This is a genomic window from Cupriavidus sp. FW306-1B-F12B (genome assembly GCF_058781795.1).
The window spans coordinates 142,635-162,894 of the sequence record NZ_JBYSXC010000006.1; the positions used below are offsets into that span (position 1 = coordinate 142,635).

Genomic DNA, 20,260 nt, shown 5'->3' on the forward strand with positions numbered 1-20,260 from the left:
TGAATCCAATCCAGTCATTGTTATCGAATTTCTCAGGAAAACAGGAAAAACTCATGAGAACGAGTCGCCAGCCCATGCGCACCCTCGACCGGCTCGACCGCAAGATCCTGACGGCGCTGCAGAGCGACGGCCGGATGTCGATGAAGGACCTGGCCGAGGCGGTCGGCCTGACCATCACGCCCTGCATCGAGCGCGTCAAGCGCCTGGAGCGCGATGGTGTCATCATGGGCTACTACGCGCGGCTGAACCCGGCGCTGCTGGGCAGCGCGCTGCTGGTGTTCGTCGAGATCTCGCTGGGCAACAAGTCGGGCAATATGTTCGAGCAGTTCCGGCGCGAGGTGCTGCGTATCCCGGAAGTGCTGGAATGTCACCTGGTATCGGGCGATTTCGACTACCTGATCAAGGCGCGCATCCGCGAGATCGGTGAATACCGCCGGCTGCTGGGCGACATCCTGCTGCAGCTGCCCGGCGCAGCGCAGTCGAAAAGCTATGTGGTGATGGAAGAGATCAAGGAGACGCTGGCGATTTCCGTCGAGGAGAAGAGCCAGGCAGTGTGACCAAGGCCAGCATGGAGCGCCCCCCGCCGAAACCCAAGCCTGCCAGCAGCCGCCCGACGCGGCCCGACGCCGACCCCGACGCGCTCGCGCCGCAGGCAGGCCCGCGGCCGCCCGTGGCGCGCAAGGGCCGGGGCGCCGTGAGCAACCTGCAGGGGCGTTTCGAGCGCGACCTGCGTGAAGCGTTCGACGATGGCTGGGGCAGTGCACCGGAAGAGGCACCGCGTACCATCAAGGCCGCACCGTCGCCGGAAGCCGCCCCGCTGCCGCCGCTGCGCACGGAAGTCCATATCGAGCGCGCCCGTTCGGTCCTGACGCGCAATGCATCGCCCGACATCCCGTTCGATGTCTCGCTCAACCCCTACCGCGGTTGCGAGCACGGCTGCATCTACTGCTTCGCCCGGCCGACGCACGCCTACCTGGACCTGTCGCCGGGGCTGGACTTTGAAACGCAGCTTTATGCCAAAACCAACGCCGCCGAGCGGCTGCGCGAGGCGCTGGCACGGCCGTCGTACCGCTGCGAGACCATCGCGCTGGGCGTCAACACCGACGCCTACCAGCCGATCGAGCGCGAACAGCGCATCACGCGCGGCGTGCTGGAGGTGCTGAACGAGTGCGACCACCCGGTGGCGCTGATTACCAAGTCGTCTCTGATCGAGCGCGATATCGACCTGCTCGCGCCGATGGCGGCGAAGCGGCTGGCGGTGGCGGCGGTCACCATCACCACGCTGGACGCCGGTATCGCGCGCACGCTGGAGCCGCGCGCGGCCACGCCGTCACGCCGGCTGCGCACCATCCGCACGCTGACCGACGCCGGCATCCCGGTGGGTGTGAGCATCGCCCCGGTGATCCCGTTCATCACCGAACCCGACCTTGAGCGTGTATTGGAAGCGGCGCACGAAGCGGGCGCCGTCTATGCAAACTACATCGTGCTGCGGCTGCCCTGGGAAGTGCGGCCGCTGTTCGAGGAATGGCTGCTGGCGCATTTTCCCGAGCGTGCGGAACGGGTGATGAACCGCGTGCGCGACATGCGCGAGGGCAAAGCCTACGATGCCAGCTTTGCCTCGCGCATGCGCGGTACGGGCGTGTGGGCGGACTTGCTGCGTCAGCGTTTCTACAAGGCCGCCGAACGGCTAGGGTTTCGTTACAACCGGTTCGAGCTGGATACGTCGCGTTTCCGCCCGCCAGTCAGGGGGCCCCGCGGCAAGGACGATCCGCAGGGTTCGCTGTTCTGAGTCTTCCGGGCGCGTTCGGTGGCCTGCTGGTCGCCGATCATGCTGCTGGCGAGTTCCAGCGCGGCCTTCGCGCTCGATGGCGGCAGTCCCGAGGACAGCGCCAGCCTGACAGCGATCGCCGCCAGGCGTCCTTCCTCATAGGTTGGCATGTCGATGCTTGCTCCTTTGCGCCAGGGTGTGGCCCCGCCGCGCGTGACGCCGCCGGAATCGGACGGCTCTACCAGTATGGGCGAATTGGCGGAAAGGAGAACCGCCGTTTGCGCCGGCCTTGATCGTGCGCAAGCGCGCAGTGCGCTCTAGGTATCGGGCCGGTCCCAATAGGGCGGGTTGCCGAAGCGGTCGGCGAAGAAATCCACGAAGGCGCGTGTCTTGGGCGGTACCAGGTGCCGGCTGGGAAACACTGCCCAGATCGACACTGCCGGCACCACCGGGTATTCGTCCAGTACTGTCACGAGCGCGCCGCTGCGCAACAGCGGGCCCACATCCCAGGTCGACTTGAGCGAGATGCCGACGCCGGCCACCACCGCGTCGCGCAGCACTTCGCCGTTATCCACGCGCAGGTTGCCGCGCACGTGCACCACGGTCTCGCCCAGTGGCGTATTGAAGCGCCACGCCGACTGGTCGGCCAGCACCAGGCAGTTGTGCTGGCGCAGGTCGTCCGGGTGGCGCGGCACGCCGTGGCGCTGCAGGTAGGCGGGTGAGGCGCAGATCACGCGGTGGCTGGGTGCGAGCGCGCGTGCCACCAGCGTGGAATCGGGCAGCACGCCCATGCGCAGCGCCACGTCGATGCTGGCATCGACCAGTCCGATCACCTGGTCGGTCAGGCGCAGGTCAAGCACGATATCGGGATAGGCGGCAAGGAATTCGGGCAGCGCTGGCGAGACATGCTGGCGCCCGAAGGACGCCGGCGCGGTCACGCGCAACTGCCCGCGCGGGCGCTCGGCGCTGGTGCCGACCGATGCGCTGGCCAGATCCGCGGTGGCAAGCAACTGCTCCGCATGCGGCAGGAAGCGCTCGCCGTCGGCGGTGAGTGCCAGCCGCCGTGTGGTGCGATGCAGCAGGCGGCTGCCCAGCGACTGTTCCAGCCGGCCCAGGCGGGCGCTGGCGCTGGAGGTGGACAAGCCCAGGTCGCGTGCGGCGGCCGACAGGTTGCCCAGCGCCGCGGCGCGGACGAAGACGGCAATGTCGAGCAGGTCGAAATGCACGGCGCCAATGCCGCCGCGGCCGCTATTGCGACAACGCGCGGGCGGCCTCGACCTGCGATTCGAAGAAGGTCTGGAAACTGATCGCCAGCCCTGCCATCAGCAGCCCGGTGCCGATCAGCAGCGACAGGATCACCAGGATCACTACCGGCCAGCCGGAGCGTGTAGGTTTGCCGAGTTGGTTGAAGCGTGCGTCCCATTTGTCGTCCGGGCGCAGTCCGTAGACGATGGCCGCCAGGAAGGCGCTGATGACGGAGGCTCCGCCGGCGACGGCGAAGGTCCAGTTCAGCGCCGGGCTGCCCGCGCCGGTCGCCATCGAGGCCACGCCGAGCGCGCCTGCCAGCAGCGCCAGCAGGTGCACCCAGCCATACGGATCGCGCAGGCCGCCCAGGTAGAAGCGATGCGCGCCCAGGCTGCCGCACAGGAACGCCAGCGCCACGGTCAGCAGCTTCGATTTGCCGCGGGCGGGCGGCGAGGCGAGTGTGGAGGCATGGCGGGCTGGCGTGGCTGCAGGCATGGTCGGATTTCCGGCGGTTGCGGGCCGGCAAATGCACCGGCACAGGAACGGCGGCACACGGGTACCGGCCGGCCCACATTGTACGCCGGCAGTCAGCGCAAGAAAGGGAAGTGCGTCAGAAGACGCGCAGGACGGCGCTAATGCCAGCCGGACTGCAGGCCGTCCAGGAAGGCCACCGCGTGCTCGCTGATATGGGTTTCGCCGTAGAGGACCAGGGTCAGGAGGCCCATGAACAGGATTGACAGCGATAACTGGCCCGCGTGTTCGGCCAGGTCGCTAAGAAGGGGTGACATGACAAACCTCACAGAATTATTGTCTTTCTGGAGGCTGCGCCCGGGCCGTCTTGATCGGGTCCGGCAGGAGGTGTCGGGCAGAGGCAGGTCAGTTCGATTGCCGTCTGCACTGGACGGCACGCTGTGAGCCCCGGGCAGCGCCGGGCGGCAGCCTGTGCGTGGCACCCGCAAAGCGGGGCGCACACTTGAATAGAGACCGGGGGAGCGGGGGCGGAGTTCCGCGAACCGCCGCAAGACCGTTGGGCAGTGCGGCGACGGGCGGGGGTGTGCCGACAGCCGTCAGCAGTGACCTTTATCGGCCATTGTCGCGGCCACGTGCCTGCCAGCCGGGGCCGACGTTGCCTGGCCGGGAGTCGTTGCGGGCTTCATTGGGGTTGTCGCGTTCCTGGCCCCGGCCGCGGTTGTCGTCGCGGGCACCAGCCAGTGCGGCGCGGCGCCCGCTCAGGCGATCGTCGGCACGGGCACGTGCCTCCATGCGGTCGATCTGGGCTTGCACGTGCTCGCGGCTCTCGGCGCGCACGCTGGCCATCTGCCAGCCGTCGCGGGGCTGCGGCTGCATCCGTGCGGACCGGCTATCGGGCCGTACTTGTTGCCAGAACGCGACCTGGGCATGGCTGGTGGCAACCGCGCCGACCAGGCCCGAGGCCACCAGGATGCCAGCCACCAGGTCGCGCAGGAGAGAGCGGGTGAGCATGCGGATTCCCAGGTTCCTGACGCGCTGTGTTGCTGTTGGAAGATGGGTTCATGGTACGCATGGGCCATCGGGGCGCCTATGCCAATCCCGTTACCGGTGTAACGGATTGTTTCGGCCACCCAGACCCCCGTTCCGTGGGGTTTTCAGCGGGATTCAGGGTCGGTAGCGGATGCGGTAAATGGCCCCGGCAAGGTCGTCGCTGACCAGCAGCGAACCGTCCGGCGCAACCAGGACGTCGACCGGGCGGCCCCACGGCCTGCCGCCGCGCAGCCAGCCCTGCGCGAACACCTCCTGGCGCACCGCCTTGCCGGCATCGTCCAGCGCCACGCGGACCACGCGGTAGCCGGACGGCTCGCTGCGGTCCCAGCTGCCGTGCTCGGCAATGAAGACGTTGTTGCGGTAGGCCGCCGGGAATTGCGTGCCGGTGTAGAAGCGCATGCCCAGGGCCGCGACGTGCGCGCCCAGGCGAGCCACCGGCGGCACGAACTCGGCGCAGGGCCGCTGGCTGCCGTATTCGGGATCGGCAACCGTGCCGGCATGGCAGTACGGGTAGCCGAAATGCTGGCCGGCAGCGGTGGCGCGGTTGAGCTCGTCGTCGGGCACGTCGTCGCCCATGCGGTCGCGGCCGTTGTCGGTGAACCACAGCTCGCGCGTGGCCGGGTGCCAGTCGAAGCCGACGGTGTTGCGCACGCCGCGTGCCACTACCTGCAGGTCGCTGCCGTCGGGCTTCATCTTCATGATGTTGGCGTAGCGGTTCTCGTCCGGCGCGCAGATATTGCATGGCGCGCCGACCGGCACGTAGAGGTAGCCGTCGGGGCCGAAGGCGATGAATTTCCAGCCGTGATGCCCGTCTGTCGGGAAGCGGTCGCTCACCACCGTTGGTGCCGGCGGCTGGTCGAGGCTGGCCTCGATATGGTCGATCCGCACGATCTTCGACAGCGAGGACGCATACAGGCTGCCGTCGTGCAACGCCACGCCGACCGGCATGCGCAGCCCGGTGGCGACCGTGCGCACGCGCGGCCGGGCCCCCAGCGCGTCAGTCACCGCGTAGACCTTGCCTTCGCTGCGCGAGCCGACGAAGAGCGTGCCCGACGGCGACATCGCCATGGCGCGTGCGCCCGGCACGTCCTGCGTCAGCACCTCGATGCGGAAACCAGGCGGCAGCCGGACCTGGTCCAGCGGCAGGGCGGCCGGCGCGGACCCGGTGCCTGCCAGCAGTACAATGGCGAGCAGGGAAGCCGGCCGTAAGGTGCGGGCCATGAAGTGCAGAACGGGGCGCATGTCGGGCCTCCTGTCGCGGTTTTTGCCACGATGCCTGCACGGCAGGCGCGCGTCAATCACCTAAGTGTTTGTTTGGCCTCGGTAATTGGGCTATACTCTTGCGTTTCGTGTTCGAACGTCCTCGAACACCCCGTTTTCTGAGGAATCATTCCATGGTCGTTATCCGTCTGGCTCGCGGCGGCAGCAAGAAGCGCCCGTTCTTCAACATCGTCGCCACCGACTCGCGCAACCGTCGCGATGGTCGTTTCATTGAGCGCGTTGGTTTCTACAACCCGCTGGCTACGGAAGGTGAAGAAGGCCTGCGCCTGGCGCAAGACCGCCTGGCCTACTGGCAAGGTGTTGGCGCCCAGCTGTCGCCGACCGTTGCCCGCCTGGTCAAGCAAGGCGCCGCCAAGGCTGCTGCCTGATAGTCGCCTGCAGCGCGCCCCGTCGAGCCGTTTTTACGGCCGGCCGGGCGCGTTCTTATTGCACACGTGACTGAACGAAAGCAGGGCGCCGCCCGGCCGCTGAACCGACCGCTGGTTCAGCCCCAGGGCGAGCCGCAAAAGGCTTGCAAACTGCCCGCGGCGCTCCTGTATGCCGACCCCCTGCCGGAAGACCTGGTGGAGGTCGGCTATATTGGCGCTGCCTACGGCATCCGCGGCTGGATCAAGGTCTTGCCGCATGCCGATGATGCTTCGGCCCTGCTGCATGCCCGCCGCTGGTGGCTGCTGGCACCGCCGCAGGCGGGGCTGGTGGCGGCCGATGCGTCGCGTGCCCAGCCCGTCTGCGTGAAGATCGCGCAGTCGCGCGAGCACAGCGGCACCGTCGTGGCGCAAGCGTCCGGCGTGGCCGACCGCAATCTTGCGGAAGCGCTCAAGGGCCGTCGCGTGTGGATCCGGCGTGCGGATTTTCCCGCGCCGGAAGAAGATGAGTTCTACTGGGTCGACCTGATCGGCTGCGCCGTCAGCAACGAGCAAGGCGAGTTGCTGGGCGAGGTGTCCGGGCTGATCGACAACGGTGCCCACCAGATCCTGCAGGTGGCCTGCGTGCTCCCTGACGGCAAGGCCGGTGAACGGCTGATCCCGTTTGTCGATGCGTTCCTGCGCTCGGTCGATACCGCGGGCAAGCGCATCGTGGTCGACTGGGGGCTCGATTACTGAACCCGTGCCTTCGCGGTGCAGGGTTCGGAAGGGAGAGAGCGGATGCAGTTCGATGTGATCACGCTGTTTCCCGACATGTTTCGCGCGCTGACCGACTGGGGTATCACCAGCCGGGCGGCCAAGCAGCAGCGCTATGGCTTGCGTACCTGGAATCCGCGTGATTTCACGGTCGACAACTACCGCACCATCGACGATCGTCCTTACGGCGGCGGCCCCGGCATGGTGATGCTGGCCAAGCCGCTGGATGACGCGATCGATGCCGCGGTGGCGGCACAGGCGCAGGCCGGCGTGCCAGAGCCGCATGTGGTGCTGATGTCGCCGCAGGGCAAGACGCTGTCGCATGCCAAGGTGATGGAGCTGGCCGAACGGCCGGGCCTGGTCTTGCTGTGCGGCCGGTATGAGGCCATCGACCAGCGGCTGATCGACCGCCGCGTGGACGAGGAAATCAGCCTCGGCGACTTTGTGCTGTCGGGCGGCGAACTGCCGGCGATGGCGCTGATCGACGCCGTGGTGCGGCATCTGCCCGGCGTGCTGGGCGATGCGCAGTCGGCCGTGCAGGACAGCTTCGTCAACGGCCTGCTGGATTGTCCGCACTACACGCGGCCGGAAGAATATGAAGGCGTGCGGGTGCCCGAGATCCTGCTCGGGGGCCATCACGCCGAGATCGAGAAATGGCGGCGCCAGCAGGCGCTGGCCAATACCGCGAGCAAGCGCCCCGATCTGATCGAGGCCGCTCGCAAACAAGGTTTGCTGACCCGGGCCGACGAAAAGTTCTTGTCGGAATGGGCGGCGAAGGAAGGGCGGGGGGAGACCCCCGCCAGGTAAAACCCCATCCTCTGCCGGGGCCCGGGCAATGCCTGGGGCATACAACGCCGGCACGATGGCTACGGAGAAAAAACGATGAACATCATCGAGCAGATCGAGAAGGAAGAGATCGCGCGTCTGACCGCGAACAAGACCATCCCCGCATTCGCACCTGGCGACACCGTGATCGTCAGCGTGAACGTGGTGGAAGGTAACCGCAAGCGCGTGCAGGCCTACGAAGGCGTCGTGATTGCCAAGCGCAACCGCGGCCTGAATTCGTCCTTCATCGTGCGCAAGATCTCGTCGGGTGAAGGCGTGGAACGTACGTTCCAGCTGTACTCGCCGCTGATCGCTGCCATCGAAGTGAAGCGTCGCGGCGACGTGCGTCGTGCGAAGCTGTACTACCTGCGCCAGCGTTCGGGCAAGTCCGCACGTATCAAGGAGAAGCTGGTGTCGAAGGCTGCTGTCGCTGCCAAGGCTGCGCAGTAAGCTGGGCACGCCGGCCGGGGCAGCCCGGCCAGCGTTTCCTCAGGAAGGGCACCCCCGGGGTGCCCTTTTTGCATTGGCGCGGCACAAACGATGGAAGCGGCAGGCGTTTTTGCTGCAGCGCCAGAATGCGCGCTTCTGTCATACTTGCGATGTTATGCGTCCTGCTTTCGATCCCGAATCCCTCCCCGTCATCGACACCGACCTGCGCAACGGCGCCCTGAGCGCGCCGCGGCTTGAGGTGGACTTTATCCGGCACCGCTTCCGGGTGCCGCCGGCCTGGGCGCCGGAGCTGACCGATGAATCGCGCGTCTATGACCGCAGCCGCGGGCTGCGCGACGCCGCCGTGCTGGTGCCGCTGGTGGAGCGCCATGACGGCCTGACGGTGCTGCTGACGCAGCGCAATGCCAACCTGAGCGCGCATGCCGGGCAGATCAGCTTCCCGGGCGGGCGGCAGGAGTCATGGGATGTCAACCGTATCGACACCGCGCTGCGCGAGACGGAGGAAGAAGTGGGGCTGGCGCGCGACTATGTCGAAGTGCTGGGTGCGCTGCCGGACTACATCACCGGCACCGGTTTCCACGTGAGCCCCGTGGTAGGGCTGGTGCGCGACGGTTTCACGCTGCGCCCGGATGCCTCGGAGGTTGCCGATGTCTTCGAGGTGCCGCTCGCGTTCCTGATGGACCCGTCCCACCATGAACGGCGGCTGTTCCGCTGGGTCGACGGCGAGCGGGTGTTCTACGCCATGCCCTATCCGCGCGAGACTGGCGGCCACCGCTTTATCTGGGGTGCCACCGCGGGCATGCTGCGCAATCTTTACCACCTGCTGGCGGCCTGAGCCGCCGGCTTCTTACGCTGCGGCCTGGTCCTTGCTGCCGATGCAGTGGGGGCAGCTCTTGCCGACCACGTAGTGCGGGCTTTGCTGCTCCTGCGGCGTGACCACCGCGCGGCAGGCAAAGCACTGCTTGGGACCGGCCGGCTCCAGGTTGGGGTTCAGCGCGGTGCGGTAGTCAAAGACGAAGCAGTCGCCGCGATAGTGGCTGCCGCCGACTTCCTCGAAGTATTTCAGGATGCCGCCCTCAAGCTGGTACACGCGCTCGACGCCGACTTCCTGCATATGGATCGCCGCCTTCTCGCAGCGGATGCCGCCGGTGCAGAACGACACCACGGTCTTGCCTTCCAGTTCCGCCTTGTGGGCCGCCACTGCATCGGGAAATTCGCTGAACTTGGCGATGTCATATTCCACGGCGTCTTCGAACGTGCCAACCGCGACTTCGAAATCATTGCGCGTGTCCAGCATCACCACCGGGCGGCCTTCGTCGTCGTGCCCCTGGTCCAGCCAGCGCTTCAGGTCGGCCGGACGCACTGACGGCGCGCGGCCTTCCTCGGGGCGGATCAGCGGCATCTTCATGGTGATGATTTCCTTCTTGGCGCGCACCAGCATGCGCTTGAAGGGCTGGTTTTCCGACAGGCTTTCCTTGGGCGCGATATCGGCAAAGCGCGCATCGGCGTGCAGCCAGGCCATGAAACCGTCGATGGCTGCGCGCGGCCCGGCCAGGAACATATTGATGCCTTCGGGCGCGAGCAGGATCGTGCCCTTCAGGCCGGCCGCTTCGCAGCGCTCGCGCATGGCCGGGCGCAGGGTCTCGATGTCGTCCAGCGAGACGAATTTGTAAGCGGAAATATTGACGATCTGCATGGGAGACTGCGCCTGCACGGCCGCGTCCCGGAGGGCGCCGACGGCTTGCGATAACTGCCTGATTGGAAAGGCGAAATTATAACGCGTGCGGGCGCCGCCGCCGCGCATTCCCAAGCACTCCGATCGGCTATGCCGGGCCCTCGCGCCAGGCCGCCTGCACGCAATATCGGAGGCATGCCAGCGGCCCGAGCCGGTACAATGTCGCCCATGTCCGCACCCCGCTTCGTACACCTCCGCCTGCATTCCGAATACTCCATCGTGGACGGCATCGTCCGCCTGGAAGACGCCGTCAAGGCCGCTGCCGCCGACGGCATGGGCGCGCTCGCCCTGACGGACCTCGCCAACGCCTTCGGGCTGATCCGTTACTACAAGGAGGCGCGCGGCAAGGGCGTGAAGCCGGTGGTCGGTGCCGACGTCTGGCTCACCAACGCCGAAGACCGCGACAAGCCGTCGCGCCTGCTGCTGCTGGTGCAGGACCGCCGCGGCTACCTGAACCTGTGCATGCTGTTGTCGCGCGCGTGGCTGGGCAACCAGCACCGCGGCCGCGCCGAGATCGATCCGGCCTGGTTCCTGGAACCCGGCGAGGACGACCTGCCGCTCGCGACCGGCCTGATCGCCCTGTCGGGCGCAATGGGTGGCGATATCGGCATGGCGCTGGCCAACGGCAATGCCGACGGTGCGCGCCGCGCGGCACAGCATTGGTCCACGGTATTCGCGCAACGCTTCTACATCGAACTGCAGCGCGCCGAAAACGCCGGCACCGATGCCTACGTGCAGCAGGCCGTGCAACTGGCGGCGGAACTGCAACTGCCGGTGGTGGCCACGCATCCGGTGCAGTTCATGACGCCGGACGACTACACCGCGCACGAGGCGCGCGTGTGCATCGCCGAGGGCGAGCTGCTGGCCAATCCGCGCCGCACGCGGCGCTTTACCACTGACCAGTACTTCAAGACCCAGGACGAGATGTGCGCGCTGTTCGCCGACATCCCCTCGGCACTGGAGAACGCGGTCGAGATCGCGCGCCGCTGCAACCTGACGCTGGAACTGGGCAAGCCGCGCCTGCCGCTGTTCCCGACGCCCGACGGCATGTCGCTGGACGACTACCTGGTCTACATGGCCAAGGACGGGCTGGAGAAGCGCCTGGTGGTGCTGTTCCCCGACGAGGCGGTGCGCGAATCCAAGCGCCCGGAATACTACGCACGGCTGGAGTTCGAGACCGGCACCATCATCAAGATGGGCTTCCCCGGCTACTTCCTGATCGTGGCGGACTTTATCAACTGGGCCAAGAACAACGGCGTGCCGGTGGGACCGGGCCGCGGTTCGGGCGCCGGCTCGCTGGTCGCGTATGCGCTCGGCATTACCGATCTGGACCCGCTCAAGTACGCGCTGCTGTTCGAGCGATTCCTGAACCCGGAACGGGTCTCGATGCCCGACTTCGACATCGACTTCTGCCAGCACGGCCGCGATCGCGTGATCACATACGTGAAGGAGAAGTACGGCAAGGACGCGGTATCGCAGATCGCCACCTTCGGCACCATGGCGGCCAAGGCCGCGGTGCGCGACGTGGGCCGCGTGCTCGATCTCGGCTACGGCTTTGTCGATGGCATCGCCAAGCTGATCCCGTTCAAGCCGGGCAAGCTGGTCACCATCGAGGAAGCCAAGAAGGAAGAGCCGCTGCTGACCGAGCGCGAGAACAACGAGGAGGAAGTGCGCCAGCTGCTGGAGCTGGCACAGCGCGTCGAAGGCATGACCCGCAACGTCGGCATGCACGCCGGCGGCGTGCTGATCGCGCCCGGCAGGCTGACCGACTTCTGCCCGCTGTACACGCAGGGCGCGCAGAACGACGGCATGAGCGGCGTGGTCAGCCAGTACGACAAGGACGACGTCGAGGCCGCCGGCCTGGTCAAGTTCGACTTCCTGGGCCTGACCACACTGACCATCCTGGACTGGGCCGAGCGCTATATCCGCCGCCTCGATCCGAGCAAGGCCGACTGGAATTGCAGCCATATCCCGCTCGACGACAGTCCCGCCTTCGATATCCTCAAGACCGCCAACACGGTCGCCGTGTTCCAGCTGGAAAGCCGCGGCATGCAGGGCATGCTGAAGGACGCCAAGCCTGACCGCTTCGAGGACATCATCGCGCTGGTGGCGCTGTACCGCCCGGGCCCGATGGACCTGATCCCCAGCTTCTGCGCGCGCAAGCACGGCCGCGAGAAGGTGGAGTACCCGGATCCGCGCGTCGAACCCGTCCTGAAAGAGACCTACGGCATCATGGTCTACCAGGAGCAGGTGATGCAGATGGCGCAGATCATCGGCGGCTACTCGCTCGGCGGCGCCGACCTGCTGCGCCGCGCCATGGGCAAGAAGAAGCCCGAGGAGATGGCCCAGCATCGCGTCATGTTCCGCGAAGGCGCCGACAAGAACGGCCTCTCCGCGCAGCAGGCCGACGACATCTTCGACCTGATGGAGAAGTTCGCGGGCTACGGCTTCAACAAGTCGCACGCGGCCGCGTATGCGCTGCTGGCGTACTACACCGCCTGGCTCAAGGCCCACCATCCGGCCGAATTCATGGCAGCCAACATGTCGCTGGCCATGGATGACACCGACAAGGTCAAGATCCTCTACGAGGACTGCAAGCTCAACAAGATCGCGGTGCTGCCGCCGGACGTCAACGCCAGCGAATACCGCTTCGCGCCGACCGATCCCAAGACCATCCGCTACGGCCTGGGCGGCATCAAGGGCAGCGGCCAGGGCGCGATCGAAGATATCCTGCGCGCGCGCGAGGAGCGGCCGTTCACCGATCTGTTCGACTTCTGCGAACGCGTCGACCGCCGCCAGGTCAATCGCCGCACCATCGAGGCGCTGATCCGCGCCGGCGCCTTCGACAGCCTGAACGACAACCGCGCCCAGCTGCTGGCCTCGGTGCCGATCGCGATGGAGGCCGCCGAGCAGAAGGCCGAGTCCGCCAACCAGGTGTCGCTGTTCGACCTGATGGGCGATGCCGGCGATGCGCACCGCCCCGAGCTGCTCGACGAACCGCGCTGGAGTCCCAAGCGCACGTTGCAGGAAGAAAAGCAGGCGCTCGGCTACTACTTCTCAGGCCATCTGTTCGATGCCTACCGCGACGAGGTGCGCCGCTTCAACAAGGGCACGCTGGCCGCGCTGGAAAAGGAAGTGCAGGGCAACGGCGGCGGCTTCGGCCGCGATGTGCGCGGCAAGACCATCGCCGGCGTGATCAGCGGCGTCCGCACGCAGATGACCCAGCGCGGCAAGATGGTGATCGTCACGCTCGACGACGGCACGGGGCTGGTCGAGATGACGGTGTTCAACGAGCTGTTCGACGCCAACCGGCACATGTTCCGCGAGGATGAGCTGCTGATCGCCACGGGGAATGCGCGGCACGATACGTTTACCGGTGGGGTGAGGTTTACGGCGGAATCGGTGATGGACCTGGTGGCCGCACGCGTCAAGTTTGCCAGCGCCGTGCGGTTGTCGATGAATGGGAATTCGTCGACCGGGATGTTGCGTGAACTGCTGATGCCGCACCTGGCCCGCGCCAGCGGTGGACAGGGTTTGCCGGTGCGCATCCACTACCAGTCGGCGGCGGCTTCGTGCGAGGCCATGCTCGGAGCGGACTGGAAGGTGGTGCCCTCCGACGAGGCGCTGACCGCGTTGCGGCTGGCACTGTCGCCGGACAGCGTCAGCACCCTCTACGAATAAACCGACGGCAGCGGCGGTCTCAGGCCGCCTGCCGGGCGGCGCGCGCGCTGGCCGCCAGCGCTAGCAACGCGTCGACGTGGGCCTCGATGCCCGGATCGTAGTCGAGCATCGCCATCGGATCCGCCAGCCGGCCTTGGCCGCTGCGTGCCGCGTCGACCGCGGCGCGAATCGCGCGGTCGAGCGTCTCGGCGCGATCGCGTGCGAAGGCATGCACCGCCTGCGGCCGGATCACCTCCAGGCAGGCAATATTGTCGGCAAAGACCAGCGGTGTGCCGCACAGCACCGATTCCACGCCGACCAGTCCGAACGGTTCATAGCCCGACGCCAGGATGGTGAAGTCCGCGGCGCGGTAGAGCGCGTCGATGCGGCTGCTGTAGCCCAGTTCCCGTACCCGCGGGATGGTGCGCCCGACCGGACGGCCGGCCACGGCAAGCGTGATCGGCAGGTCCGATTTGGAGAAATAGTCGGCAAGCAGGTCGAAACCCTTGCGGGCATGGCCCGAGGACGGGAACAGGAACACGACCTCATCGTCACCGAAACCGAACTCACGGCGCAACGCGGCGCGCGCGTCGGCGTCGACCGGCGTGAAGCGCTGCGTGTCGACCGGCGGGTAGATCAGTTCCACGCGGTCCGGCGGCATCCCGTACAGCTCGATCACCTCGCGGCGCATCAGCGCCGAATGTGCCACCACGCGGTGCGCGCCAGCATACTGCGCACTCTCCAGGTCGATCTGCCACTGGTCGGAGCGGCGCGCTGTCGTGCCGCGCGCGCCGAGATAGCCGCGATGGGTGCCGCCGCAGATGGCGATATCGGAGCCGCGCACGCGGTTGCAGCCAATCAGCACTTCGTCCGCGGGACGGCGCGCTTGCAGCCGCCACGAGAAGTAGCGGTCGCGCAGCTTGCCAGGCAGCCACGACACCACGATCCGGTGCGGGGCAATGCTGGCCGACTCTGCCACGCCGGCGTCGAAGCGGCGCGCGTAGACCGACACCTCGGTGCCGGCGCGGCCTGCCATGGCCCGGCTGATGTCGAGCGCATAGCGTTCCAGGCCGCCGCCAGCGCCGAAGCGATTGCAGGAGATGCCAACTTTCATCGATGCATGGAATAAAGGGGAGGGGCGGCCGGCCGCCTCAACGGGTGACCTCAGGGGCGGCTGCCTTGAGGCTGGTGTCGGCCTGCAACTGCGCCAGCTTGGCGTACTTGTAGTAGCTTGCCTGCGCATTCATCAGCGCCACGCCGAAGCCTGCGCTGCCGTCCAGGAAGCCGCGCTTGAGCACGTAGGTCCGGATGAAGGCCCACAGGCCGTGCCCCGCGGCGGACGCCACCGAACTACGCTTGCCCCGCGCGTAGGCCTGCTGCGCGCCTGCGCTGGAGTAGCTGTCGATCTTGCGCAGCACGTCCGACAGTGTGCGGTAGCTGTAATGGACAAGCGGCTCGCGCAGATGGGTGACCGGATCGTCCACCTTCAGGTGTTCGTGGACCAGGTCATCCGTGAAGCGGCCGCGGCCCTTGCGGAAGACGCGGGTCACATAGTCCGGGTACCAGCCGGCGTGGCGCACGAAGGTGCCGCAGAACGCTGACAGGCGCGGCAGCGCAAGCGCGTGGGCGTCGGCCCGCTTCAGATGGCCCAGGATCTCGTCGCGCAGGGCGGGCGTGACACGTTCGTCGGCATCGAGACTCAGGATCCAGTCGCCCGTGGCGGCGTCAACCGCGCGGTTCTTCTGCGGGCCGAAGCCAGGCCAGTCGTCGGTCTGGATGACGGTGGCGCCGGCGGCACGCGCAATCGCCACAGTGTCATCCGTGCTGGCCCAATCCACTATAATCGCCTCTTCGCACCAGGACACGCTTTCGAGGCATGGCCCGATATTGTGAGCTTCATTCCTGGTAATGATGACGGCCGAGACTCTCATGGAACATAGGGGAGGCACGCAGGTCGGACAAGACCGACGGGCCGCCGGAGTCGCCCACGGCGCCAGGCGCTGGATCGAGACCGCGTATTCTACCGCACTGGCGCATGGCGCCCTCCGCGCACCCTGATGCCATCGAGTCGGCTAGCGGGCCGCTTCCTGAAACTCAAGTTGATGATACGAGCACAATTGTTCCGTTCCGCCGGGATGGAAGAAGTCTTCCTTCTGCCTGCGCGTGCAGCATTGGTCTCTCTGTCGCCGGCTGCAATCCGGGCAAGACCGGACACACAGGTGCTGGCCGCATGATCGGCGCCTACGTCATCAATCTCGACTCCGCGCGGGAACGCCGGGAGCGCATTTCCGGCCAGCTGGCGGGCCTTGGCATCCCGTTCCAGGTGTTCCGGGCCGTGGATGGCCGCGTGCTGGCGGAGCAGGAAGTGGCCAGCAAGTACGATGCCGCCGCCGCCGCCGCGCGCTACCGCCCCATGAGCCGGGGCGAGGTCGGGTGCGGGTTGAGCCACCTCGGTGTATACCGCAAGATGCTTGACGACGGCGCCGCCTTTGCGCTGGTGCTGGAGGACGATGCTTCGCCCGGCCCCGACCTGGCAACCGTGCTGGCCGACCTGGAGTCGCGTCTGGATCCGGACCGGGCCGAGGTGGTGCTGCTGTCCCATGTCGACAAGTACACCCGCTGGGGTGCCCGCAGGCTCGGCGGTGAACGACGCCTGGTCAGGCGCTACGGCGAATGGTGGCGCGCGCACGGCTACGTGGTGACGCGCGCCGCAGCGCAACGGCTGCTGGCGGGCTTGCAGCCGATGTGGTGCGCGGCCGACTACTGGTCGGCCTTCGAAAAGCAGGGCCTGGTGTCGGTCAGTGCGGTGGTGCCATATTGCATCGGCCTGACCGAGCTGGCCGAGACCTCGTCGCTCGAAACGCATCGCGCCGACCTGGACGCCACCGACAAGGCTCAGCGCAGCATCGGCTATTATCTGCGCCGCTACGTCTATCAGCGCTTCCTGTTCCAGCTCATCGTCAGGCCCTTCCTTCGGGTAGCCCGGCAGAAGCGGCCGGGCTAGCGCCGGGCCGGCACGCCGCCTCCACACACAAGACATATCAGTGACCACATCCAAACCGCCCATTTCGCCAGGTGCCGCCGTGCCGTCCAGCATGGCCAGCCGGCTCTGGTCTTACCTGCGCCCCGAGTTACGCATCTTCATCGGCGCTATCCTCGCCATGGCCGTGGTCGCGGGCAGCGAAGGGGTGATCCCCAAAGTTGTCAATGACCTGCTCGACAAGGGCTTCGGCGGCGACTACGCCGGCACGCTGTGGCATGTCCCCGCCATCCTGACCGGCGTGGCCCTGATCCGCGGCCTGGCGCAGTTTGCCTCGGGCTACCTGCTGAACCTGATCTCGAACCGCGTGCTGCTGAAGATGCGCCTGCAGATGTTCGAGCGCCTGCTGCAGGCGCCGGCGTCGTTCTTCCACCGCAACACGGCGGCTTCGCTGATCAATGCCGTGATCTTCGAGGTCAACCAGGTGCTGCAGATCCTGACCAGCGTCTTTATCACGCTGGTGCGGGACTCGCTGACGGTTGTGGCGCTGCTGATCTACCTGTTCTATACCAACTGGCGCCTGACGCTGATCGTGGCGGTGATCCTGCCGGTGATCGGCTACCTGATGTCGAAGATCAACCGCCGGCTGCGCAAGCTCAACCGCGATCACCAGGCCTTTACCAACAACGCTGCCTATGTCGTGGAAGAGGCCGTGGGCGGCTACAAGGTGGTCAAGCTGCACGGCGGCGAGGCCTACGAGATGGGCCGCTTCCGCACCGTGGCCGAGCGGCTCAAGAACTACTCGATGCGCATGGCGGTTGCCGGCGGGCTGAACCAGCCGGTCACGGCCTTCCTGGCCGCGCTGGCGCTGTCGGTGATCATCACCATTGCGATGGTGCAGGCGCAGGCCAACCAGACCACGGTGGGCGGTTTTACCGGCTTTGTGATGGCGATGCTGCTGCTGATCTCGCCGCTCAAGCACCTGACCGACATCAACCAGCCGCTGACGCGCGGCATCACCGCAGCCGAGATGATCTTCCGGCTGATCGATGAACCGATCGAGCCGCAGGACGGTGGCAAGATGCTGGATCGTGCCCGTGGCGAACTTGCCTTCGAGCAAGTCGGCTTCCGCTACGGTGAAGCATCGCGTGCCGCGCTGGAGGGCATTGACCTGCGCGTCAGTCCGGGCGAAGTGGTGGCGCTGGTGGGTCCGTCGGGAAGCGGCAAGACCACGCTGGTCAACCTGGTGCCGCGCTTCTTCGACCCGACTGGCGGGCGCATCCTGCTGGATGGCACGCCGCTGACCGAGTTGTCGCTGAAGGACCTGCGCAACCAGATTGCCTTCGTCAGCCAGGACGTGGTGCTGTTCAACGACACCGTCGCCGCCAACGTGGCATATGGCGCGCAATCCGACAGCGAGATCGACATGGCCCGCGTTGAGCGCGCGCTGGCGGCCGCCTACCTGACGGAAACGGTCAAGGGGCTGCCGGAGGGCCTGAACACCAATATCGGCGACAACGGCATGAAGTTGTCCGGCGGCCAGCGCCAGCGGCTGGCGATTGCCCGGGCGCTGTATAAGAACGCGCCCATCCTGATCCTGGACGAGGCGACTTCGGCACTGGATTCGGAGTCCGAGCGCCAGGTCCAGGCGGCGCTGGAGGAACTGATGAAGGGCCGGACCACGCTGGTGATTGCGCACCGGTTGTCCACCATCGAGAACGCCGACCGCATCGCCGTGCTGGACCACGGCCGCGTGGCGGAGCAGGGCACGCACGCGCAGCTGCTGGCGGCCAACGGCCTGTACGCCGGGCTGCACCGGATCCAGTTCGCGACGCAGCAAGGGTAACGGACCTGCCAACGACAAAGGCCGGCGCTTGCGCCGGCCTTTGTCGTTTCCTTCGTGCTCAGTTTGGCGAGGTGACGGGCGGCTGCACGCCCAGCACTTCATCGATGGCAGCCAGCACCTGATCCCGCCGCGGCACCACGCCGCCGCCGCCCAGCGAGACCGCGCGGCCCGGCGCATCGACGCCGTACAGGTGGCGCGACGTGGTCGTGAACAGGATCACGGTCGGGCGGCGCAGCGCATCGGCGATATGCACGAAGCCGGTGTCCATGCCAACCACCAGCGATGCCTTGCCTACCATCTGCGCCACGCCGGTGATGCTCAGGCGTGGCATCACTTCGGCGTTGGGCACGCTGGCGGCGATGGTTTCGGCTTCCTTGCGCTCCGCGTCGTTGCCCCAGGGCACCAGCACGCGCAGCCCGCGCGCCGAGATCGCGCTGCCCACGCTGATCCAGTCGGCGACCGGCCACTTCTTTTCCTCGCTCGAGGTGGCATGGAACAGCATCGCGTACGGACCCTTGGCGGCCGGCGCCGGCGTGTCTGCGGGCATCTCCAGGCCGTAGTCCATGTCCCTGGTCAGCTCATAGCCCAGGGCGCGGCTGACGGCGCGGCGCATCCGCTGCCGCGCGCAATCTTCTTCGACAAATGGCTGGAACACATGGTTGTAGGCGAAGCGTGCGCCGCTCTCGCCCAACTCTGCCACGGGGTAGCCATAGCGATTGCGCGTGCGTGCCAGGAACGTCACGATGGCGCTCTTGTAGACGCCGTGAACGTCCAGCACCGCATCGTACTTCTCGCGGCGCAGTTCACGCAGCGCACTGAAGATCGCACGCAAGCCAGCCCAATTGCGCGATTTCTTGAAGCCGCGCAGCGGCGCGGAAATCACACGCTCGATATTCGGATTCCAGCGCGGCACGTCGGCGCAATATGAGTCGGCGATCCAGTCGATCTTGACGCCGGGAAAGGCCCGCTGCAGGTCCGCGACCAGCGGCTGGGTGAACACCATGTCGCCGAGAGAGGTCAGCTTGACGATGAGAATACGTTTCATCAGGAACAGTATGGTGGGCAGTGTGCCCGCCTGGTTCGGAAGGTGCGTAGTATGCCTTATGCAGGGGACATGTGTCCGTGCGATGCATGGGCGACATGGCGCCCGCCACACTCATGCCGATCCGTTAGTATCTGCATCAGAAGCCCACGATCGATGACGCCTATCCAACAGGAGACCACCATGTCCGACCCGGCATTCGCCATCAGCCGCTACCCCGTTCCCGCGCTGACCGACCTCCCCGACGACATCCGCGCCCGCATCCTGGAAGTCCAGGAAAAAGCCGGCTTCGTCCCCAACGTCTTCCTGGCGCTGGCGCACCGTCCCGACGAGTTCCGCGCGTTCTTCGCCTACCACGACGCGCTCATGCTCAAGGAGGGCGGCCTGACCAAGGGCGAGCGCGAGATGATCGTGGTGGCGACTTCCGGCGCCAACCAGTGCCTGTACTGCGTGGTGGCGCATGGCGCGATCCTGCGCATCTATGAGAAGAAGCCGCTGGTGGCGGACCAGGTGGCGGTGAACTACCTGAAGGCGGATATTCCGCAGCGCCAGCGCGCGATGCTCGACTTTGCGATGAAGGTGTGCAAGGCGTCGCATGAAGTCGGCGATGCCGACTTTGCTGCGCTGCGCGAGCACGGTTTTTCCGAGGAGGATGCCTGGGATATTGCCGCCATCACGGCGTTCTTCGGCCTGTCGAACCGGATGGCCAACACCGTCAGCATGCGCCCGAACGACGAGTTCTACCTGATGGGCCGGGTGCCGAAAGCGAAGTAACGCCGCAGCGGC

20 protein-coding genes are annotated in these 20,260 nt (G+C 66.7%); 11 read left to right on the plus strand and 9 right to left on the minus strand.

Annotation, left to right across the window (positions count from 1 at the left end):
• The first annotated feature begins 53 nt into the window (after positions 1–53).
• Together AC3WLE_RS12575 and AC3WLE_RS12580 are read left to right on the plus strand one after the other, a co-directional pair.
• On the plus strand, positions 54–557 hold the full coding sequence (locus tag AC3WLE_RS12575; RefSeq protein WP_010812934.1) for an Lrp/AsnC ligand binding domain-containing protein: 504 nt from the start codon (positions 54–56) through the stop codon (positions 555–557).
• Between the two features lie 11 nt (positions 558–568).
• Positions 569–1,789 carry a PA0069 family radical SAM protein gene (locus AC3WLE_RS12580; protein WP_492356520.1) on the plus strand — a complete coding sequence of 407 codons (1,221 nt, stop codon included), beginning with the start codon at positions 569–571 and terminating at the stop codon, positions 1,787–1,789.
• Positions 1,790–2,085: 296 nt separating this feature from the next.
• Here the strand turns inward: AC3WLE_RS12580 and AC3WLE_RS12585 are convergent, their stop codons facing one another.
• From AC3WLE_RS12585 to AC3WLE_RS12605, 5 genes are all read right to left on the minus strand, one after another.
• On the minus strand, positions 2,086–2,994 hold the full coding sequence (locus AC3WLE_RS12585) for a LysR family transcriptional regulator (protein ID WP_492356515.1): 909 nt from the start codon (positions 2,992–2,994) through the stop codon (positions 2,086–2,088).
• Positions 2,995–3,016: 22 nt separating this feature from the next.
• Positions 3,017–3,508: an NINE protein gene (locus AC3WLE_RS12590; RefSeq protein WP_492321419.1), complete on the minus strand. Its 492-nt coding sequence runs from the start codon at positions 3,506–3,508 to the stop codon at positions 3,017–3,019.
• 137 nt (positions 3,509–3,645) lie between these two features.
• Entirely contained in the window at positions 3,646–3,801 is a 156-nt protein-coding gene (locus tag AC3WLE_RS12595) for a hypothetical protein (RefSeq protein WP_492321420.1), read from the minus strand.
• Between the two features lie 292 nt (positions 3,802–4,093).
• Positions 4,094–4,495, minus strand: coding sequence for a hypothetical protein (locus tag AC3WLE_RS12600; RefSeq protein WP_010812929.1), 402 nt, complete (start codon positions 4,493–4,495; stop codon positions 4,094–4,096).
• Between the two features lie 153 nt (positions 4,496–4,648).
• Positions 4,649–5,776: a PQQ-dependent sugar dehydrogenase gene (locus AC3WLE_RS12605; protein ID WP_492321421.1), complete on the minus strand. Its 1,128-nt coding sequence runs from the start codon at positions 5,774–5,776 to the stop codon at positions 4,649–4,651.
• Between the two features lie 152 nt (positions 5,777–5,928).
• Here AC3WLE_RS12605 and rpsP point away from each other — a divergent pair, with 152 nt between their 5' ends.
• The 5 genes from rpsP (at position 5,929) to AC3WLE_RS12630 (ending at position 9,046) form a co-directional block, all read left to right on the plus strand.
• Positions 5,929–6,183, plus strand: a complete 255-nt coding sequence (rpsP, locus tag AC3WLE_RS12610) for a 30S ribosomal protein S16 (protein ID WP_010812927.1) — start codon at positions 5,929–5,931, stop codon at positions 6,181–6,183.
• Between the two features lie 111 nt (positions 6,184–6,294).
• Positions 6,295–6,918: a ribosome maturation factor RimM gene (gene rimM / locus AC3WLE_RS12615; protein WP_492321444.1), complete on the plus strand. Its 624-nt coding sequence runs from the start codon at positions 6,295–6,297 to the stop codon at positions 6,916–6,918.
• Between the two features lie 42 nt (positions 6,919–6,960).
• Positions 6,961–7,743 carry a tRNA (guanosine(37)-N1)-methyltransferase TrmD gene (gene trmD / locus AC3WLE_RS12620; RefSeq protein ID WP_011614780.1) on the plus strand — a complete coding sequence of 261 codons (783 nt, stop codon included), beginning with the start codon at positions 6,961–6,963 and terminating at the stop codon, positions 7,741–7,743.
• 75 nt (positions 7,744–7,818) lie between these two features.
• A complete protein-coding gene (gene rplS / locus AC3WLE_RS12625) occupies positions 7,819–8,211 on the plus strand; it encodes a 50S ribosomal protein L19 (RefSeq protein WP_492321423.1) in 393 nt (130 codons plus the stop codon).
• A 154-nt stretch (positions 8,212–8,365) separates the two neighbouring features.
• Entirely contained in the window at positions 8,366–9,046 is a 681-nt protein-coding gene (locus AC3WLE_RS12630) for a CoA pyrophosphatase (protein WP_010812923.1), read from the plus strand.
• A gap of 12 nt (positions 9,047–9,058) precedes the next feature.
• Here the strand turns inward: AC3WLE_RS12630 and AC3WLE_RS12635 are convergent, their stop codons facing one another.
• A complete protein-coding gene (locus tag AC3WLE_RS12635) occupies positions 9,059–9,907 on the minus strand; it encodes a sulfurtransferase (RefSeq protein WP_492356516.1) in 849 nt (282 codons plus the stop codon).
• Positions 9,908–10,114: 207 nt separating this feature from the next.
• On the opposite strand from AC3WLE_RS12635, the gene dnaE reads away from it, so the two are divergent.
• Entirely contained in the window at positions 10,115–13,627 is a 3,513-nt protein-coding gene (gene dnaE / locus AC3WLE_RS12640) for a DNA polymerase III subunit alpha (protein WP_492356517.1), read from the plus strand.
• A gap of 19 nt (positions 13,628–13,646) precedes the next feature.
• Here dnaE and AC3WLE_RS12645 read toward each other — a convergent pair whose 3' ends face one another.
• Positions 13,647–14,720 carry a glycosyltransferase family 4 protein gene (locus AC3WLE_RS12645; protein ID WP_492356518.1) on the minus strand — a complete coding sequence of 358 codons (1,074 nt, stop codon included), beginning with the start codon at positions 14,718–14,720 and terminating at the stop codon, positions 13,647–13,649.
• 37 nt (positions 14,721–14,757) lie between these two features.
• On the minus strand, positions 14,758–15,537 hold the full coding sequence (locus tag AC3WLE_RS12650; RefSeq protein ID WP_492351762.1) for a glycosyltransferase family 2 protein: 780 nt from the start codon (positions 15,535–15,537) through the stop codon (positions 14,758–14,760).
• A 299-nt stretch (positions 15,538–15,836) separates the two neighbouring features.
• On the opposite strand from AC3WLE_RS12650, the gene AC3WLE_RS12655 reads away from it, so the two are divergent.
• Together AC3WLE_RS12655 and msbA are read left to right on the plus strand one after the other, a co-directional pair.
• Entirely contained in the window at positions 15,837–16,610 is a 774-nt protein-coding gene (locus AC3WLE_RS12655; RefSeq protein WP_492351763.1) for a glycosyltransferase family 25 protein, read from the plus strand.
• Positions 16,611–16,701: 91 nt separating this feature from the next.
• A complete protein-coding gene (msbA, locus tag AC3WLE_RS12660) occupies positions 16,702–18,432 on the plus strand; it encodes a lipid A export permease/ATP-binding protein MsbA (RefSeq protein WP_492321445.1) in 1,731 nt (576 codons plus the stop codon).
• Positions 18,433–18,490: 58 nt separating this feature from the next.
• Here the strand turns inward: msbA and waaC are convergent, their stop codons facing one another.
• Entirely contained in the window at positions 18,491–19,477 is a 987-nt protein-coding gene (gene waaC / locus AC3WLE_RS12665; protein WP_010812916.1) for a lipopolysaccharide heptosyltransferase I, read from the minus strand.
• Positions 19,478–19,657: 180 nt separating this feature from the next.
• Between waaC and AC3WLE_RS12670 the strand changes: the two genes are divergently transcribed.
• Positions 19,658–20,248, plus strand: a complete 591-nt coding sequence (locus AC3WLE_RS12670) for a peroxidase-related enzyme (RefSeq protein WP_010812915.1) — start codon at positions 19,658–19,660, stop codon at positions 20,246–20,248.
• Positions 20,249–20,260 lie beyond the last annotated feature (12 nt).

What these genes read in the sequence shown, in the direction of transcription:
- AC3WLE_RS12575 (WP_010812934.1), top strand. Translation starts at nt 54, where the DNA reads ATGAGAACGAGTCGCCAGCCCATGCGCACCCTCGACCGGCTCGACCGC.
- AC3WLE_RS12580 (WP_492356520.1), top strand. Translation starts at nt 569, where the DNA reads ATGGAGCGCCCCCCGCCGAAACCCAAGCCTGCCAGCAGCCGCCCGACG.
- AC3WLE_RS12590 (WP_492321419.1), bottom strand. Translation starts at nt 3,508, where the DNA reads ATGCCTGCAGCCACGCCAGCCCGCCATGCCTCCACACTCGCCTCGCCG.
- AC3WLE_RS12595 (WP_492321420.1), bottom strand. Translation starts at nt 3,801, where the DNA reads ATGTCACCCCTTCTTAGCGACCTGGCCGAACACGCGGGCCAGTTATCG.
- AC3WLE_RS12600 (WP_010812929.1), bottom strand. Translation starts at nt 4,495, where the DNA reads ATGCTCACCCGCTCTCTCCTGCGCGACCTGGTGGCTGGCATCCTGGTG.
- AC3WLE_RS12605 (WP_492321421.1), bottom strand. Translation starts at nt 5,776, where the DNA reads ATGCGCCCCGTTCTGCACTTCATGGCCCGCACCTTACGGCCGGCTTCC.
- rpsP (WP_010812927.1), top strand. Translation starts at nt 5,929, where the DNA reads ATGGTCGTTATCCGTCTGGCTCGCGGCGGCAGCAAGAAGCGCCCGTTC.
- trmD (WP_011614780.1), top strand. Translation starts at nt 6,961, where the DNA reads ATGCAGTTCGATGTGATCACGCTGTTTCCCGACATGTTTCGCGCGCTG.
- rplS (WP_492321423.1), top strand. Translation starts at nt 7,819, where the DNA reads ATGAACATCATCGAGCAGATCGAGAAGGAAGAGATCGCGCGTCTGACC.
- AC3WLE_RS12630 (WP_010812923.1), top strand. Translation starts at nt 8,366, where the DNA reads ATGCGTCCTGCTTTCGATCCCGAATCCCTCCCCGTCATCGACACCGAC.
- AC3WLE_RS12635 (WP_492356516.1), bottom strand. Translation starts at nt 9,907, where the DNA reads ATGCAGATCGTCAATATTTCCGCTTACAAATTCGTCTCGCTGGACGAC.
- dnaE (WP_492356517.1), top strand. Translation starts at nt 10,115, where the DNA reads ATGTCCGCACCCCGCTTCGTACACCTCCGCCTGCATTCCGAATACTCC.
- AC3WLE_RS12645 (WP_492356518.1), bottom strand. Translation starts at nt 14,720, where the DNA reads ATGAAAGTTGGCATCTCCTGCAATCGCTTCGGCGCTGGCGGCGGCCTG.
- AC3WLE_RS12650 (WP_492351762.1), bottom strand. Translation starts at nt 15,537, where the DNA reads ATGAGAGTCTCGGCCGTCATCATTACCAGGAATGAAGCTCACAATATC.
- AC3WLE_RS12655 (WP_492351763.1), top strand. Translation starts at nt 15,837, where the DNA reads ATGATCGGCGCCTACGTCATCAATCTCGACTCCGCGCGGGAACGCCGG.
- msbA (WP_492321445.1), top strand. Translation starts at nt 16,702, where the DNA reads ATGGCCAGCCGGCTCTGGTCTTACCTGCGCCCCGAGTTACGCATCTTC.
- waaC (WP_010812916.1), bottom strand. Translation starts at nt 19,477, where the DNA reads ATGAAACGTATTCTCATCGTCAAGCTGACCTCTCTCGGCGACATGGTG.
- AC3WLE_RS12670 (WP_010812915.1), top strand. Translation starts at nt 19,658, where the DNA reads ATGTCCGACCCGGCATTCGCCATCAGCCGCTACCCCGTTCCCGCGCTG.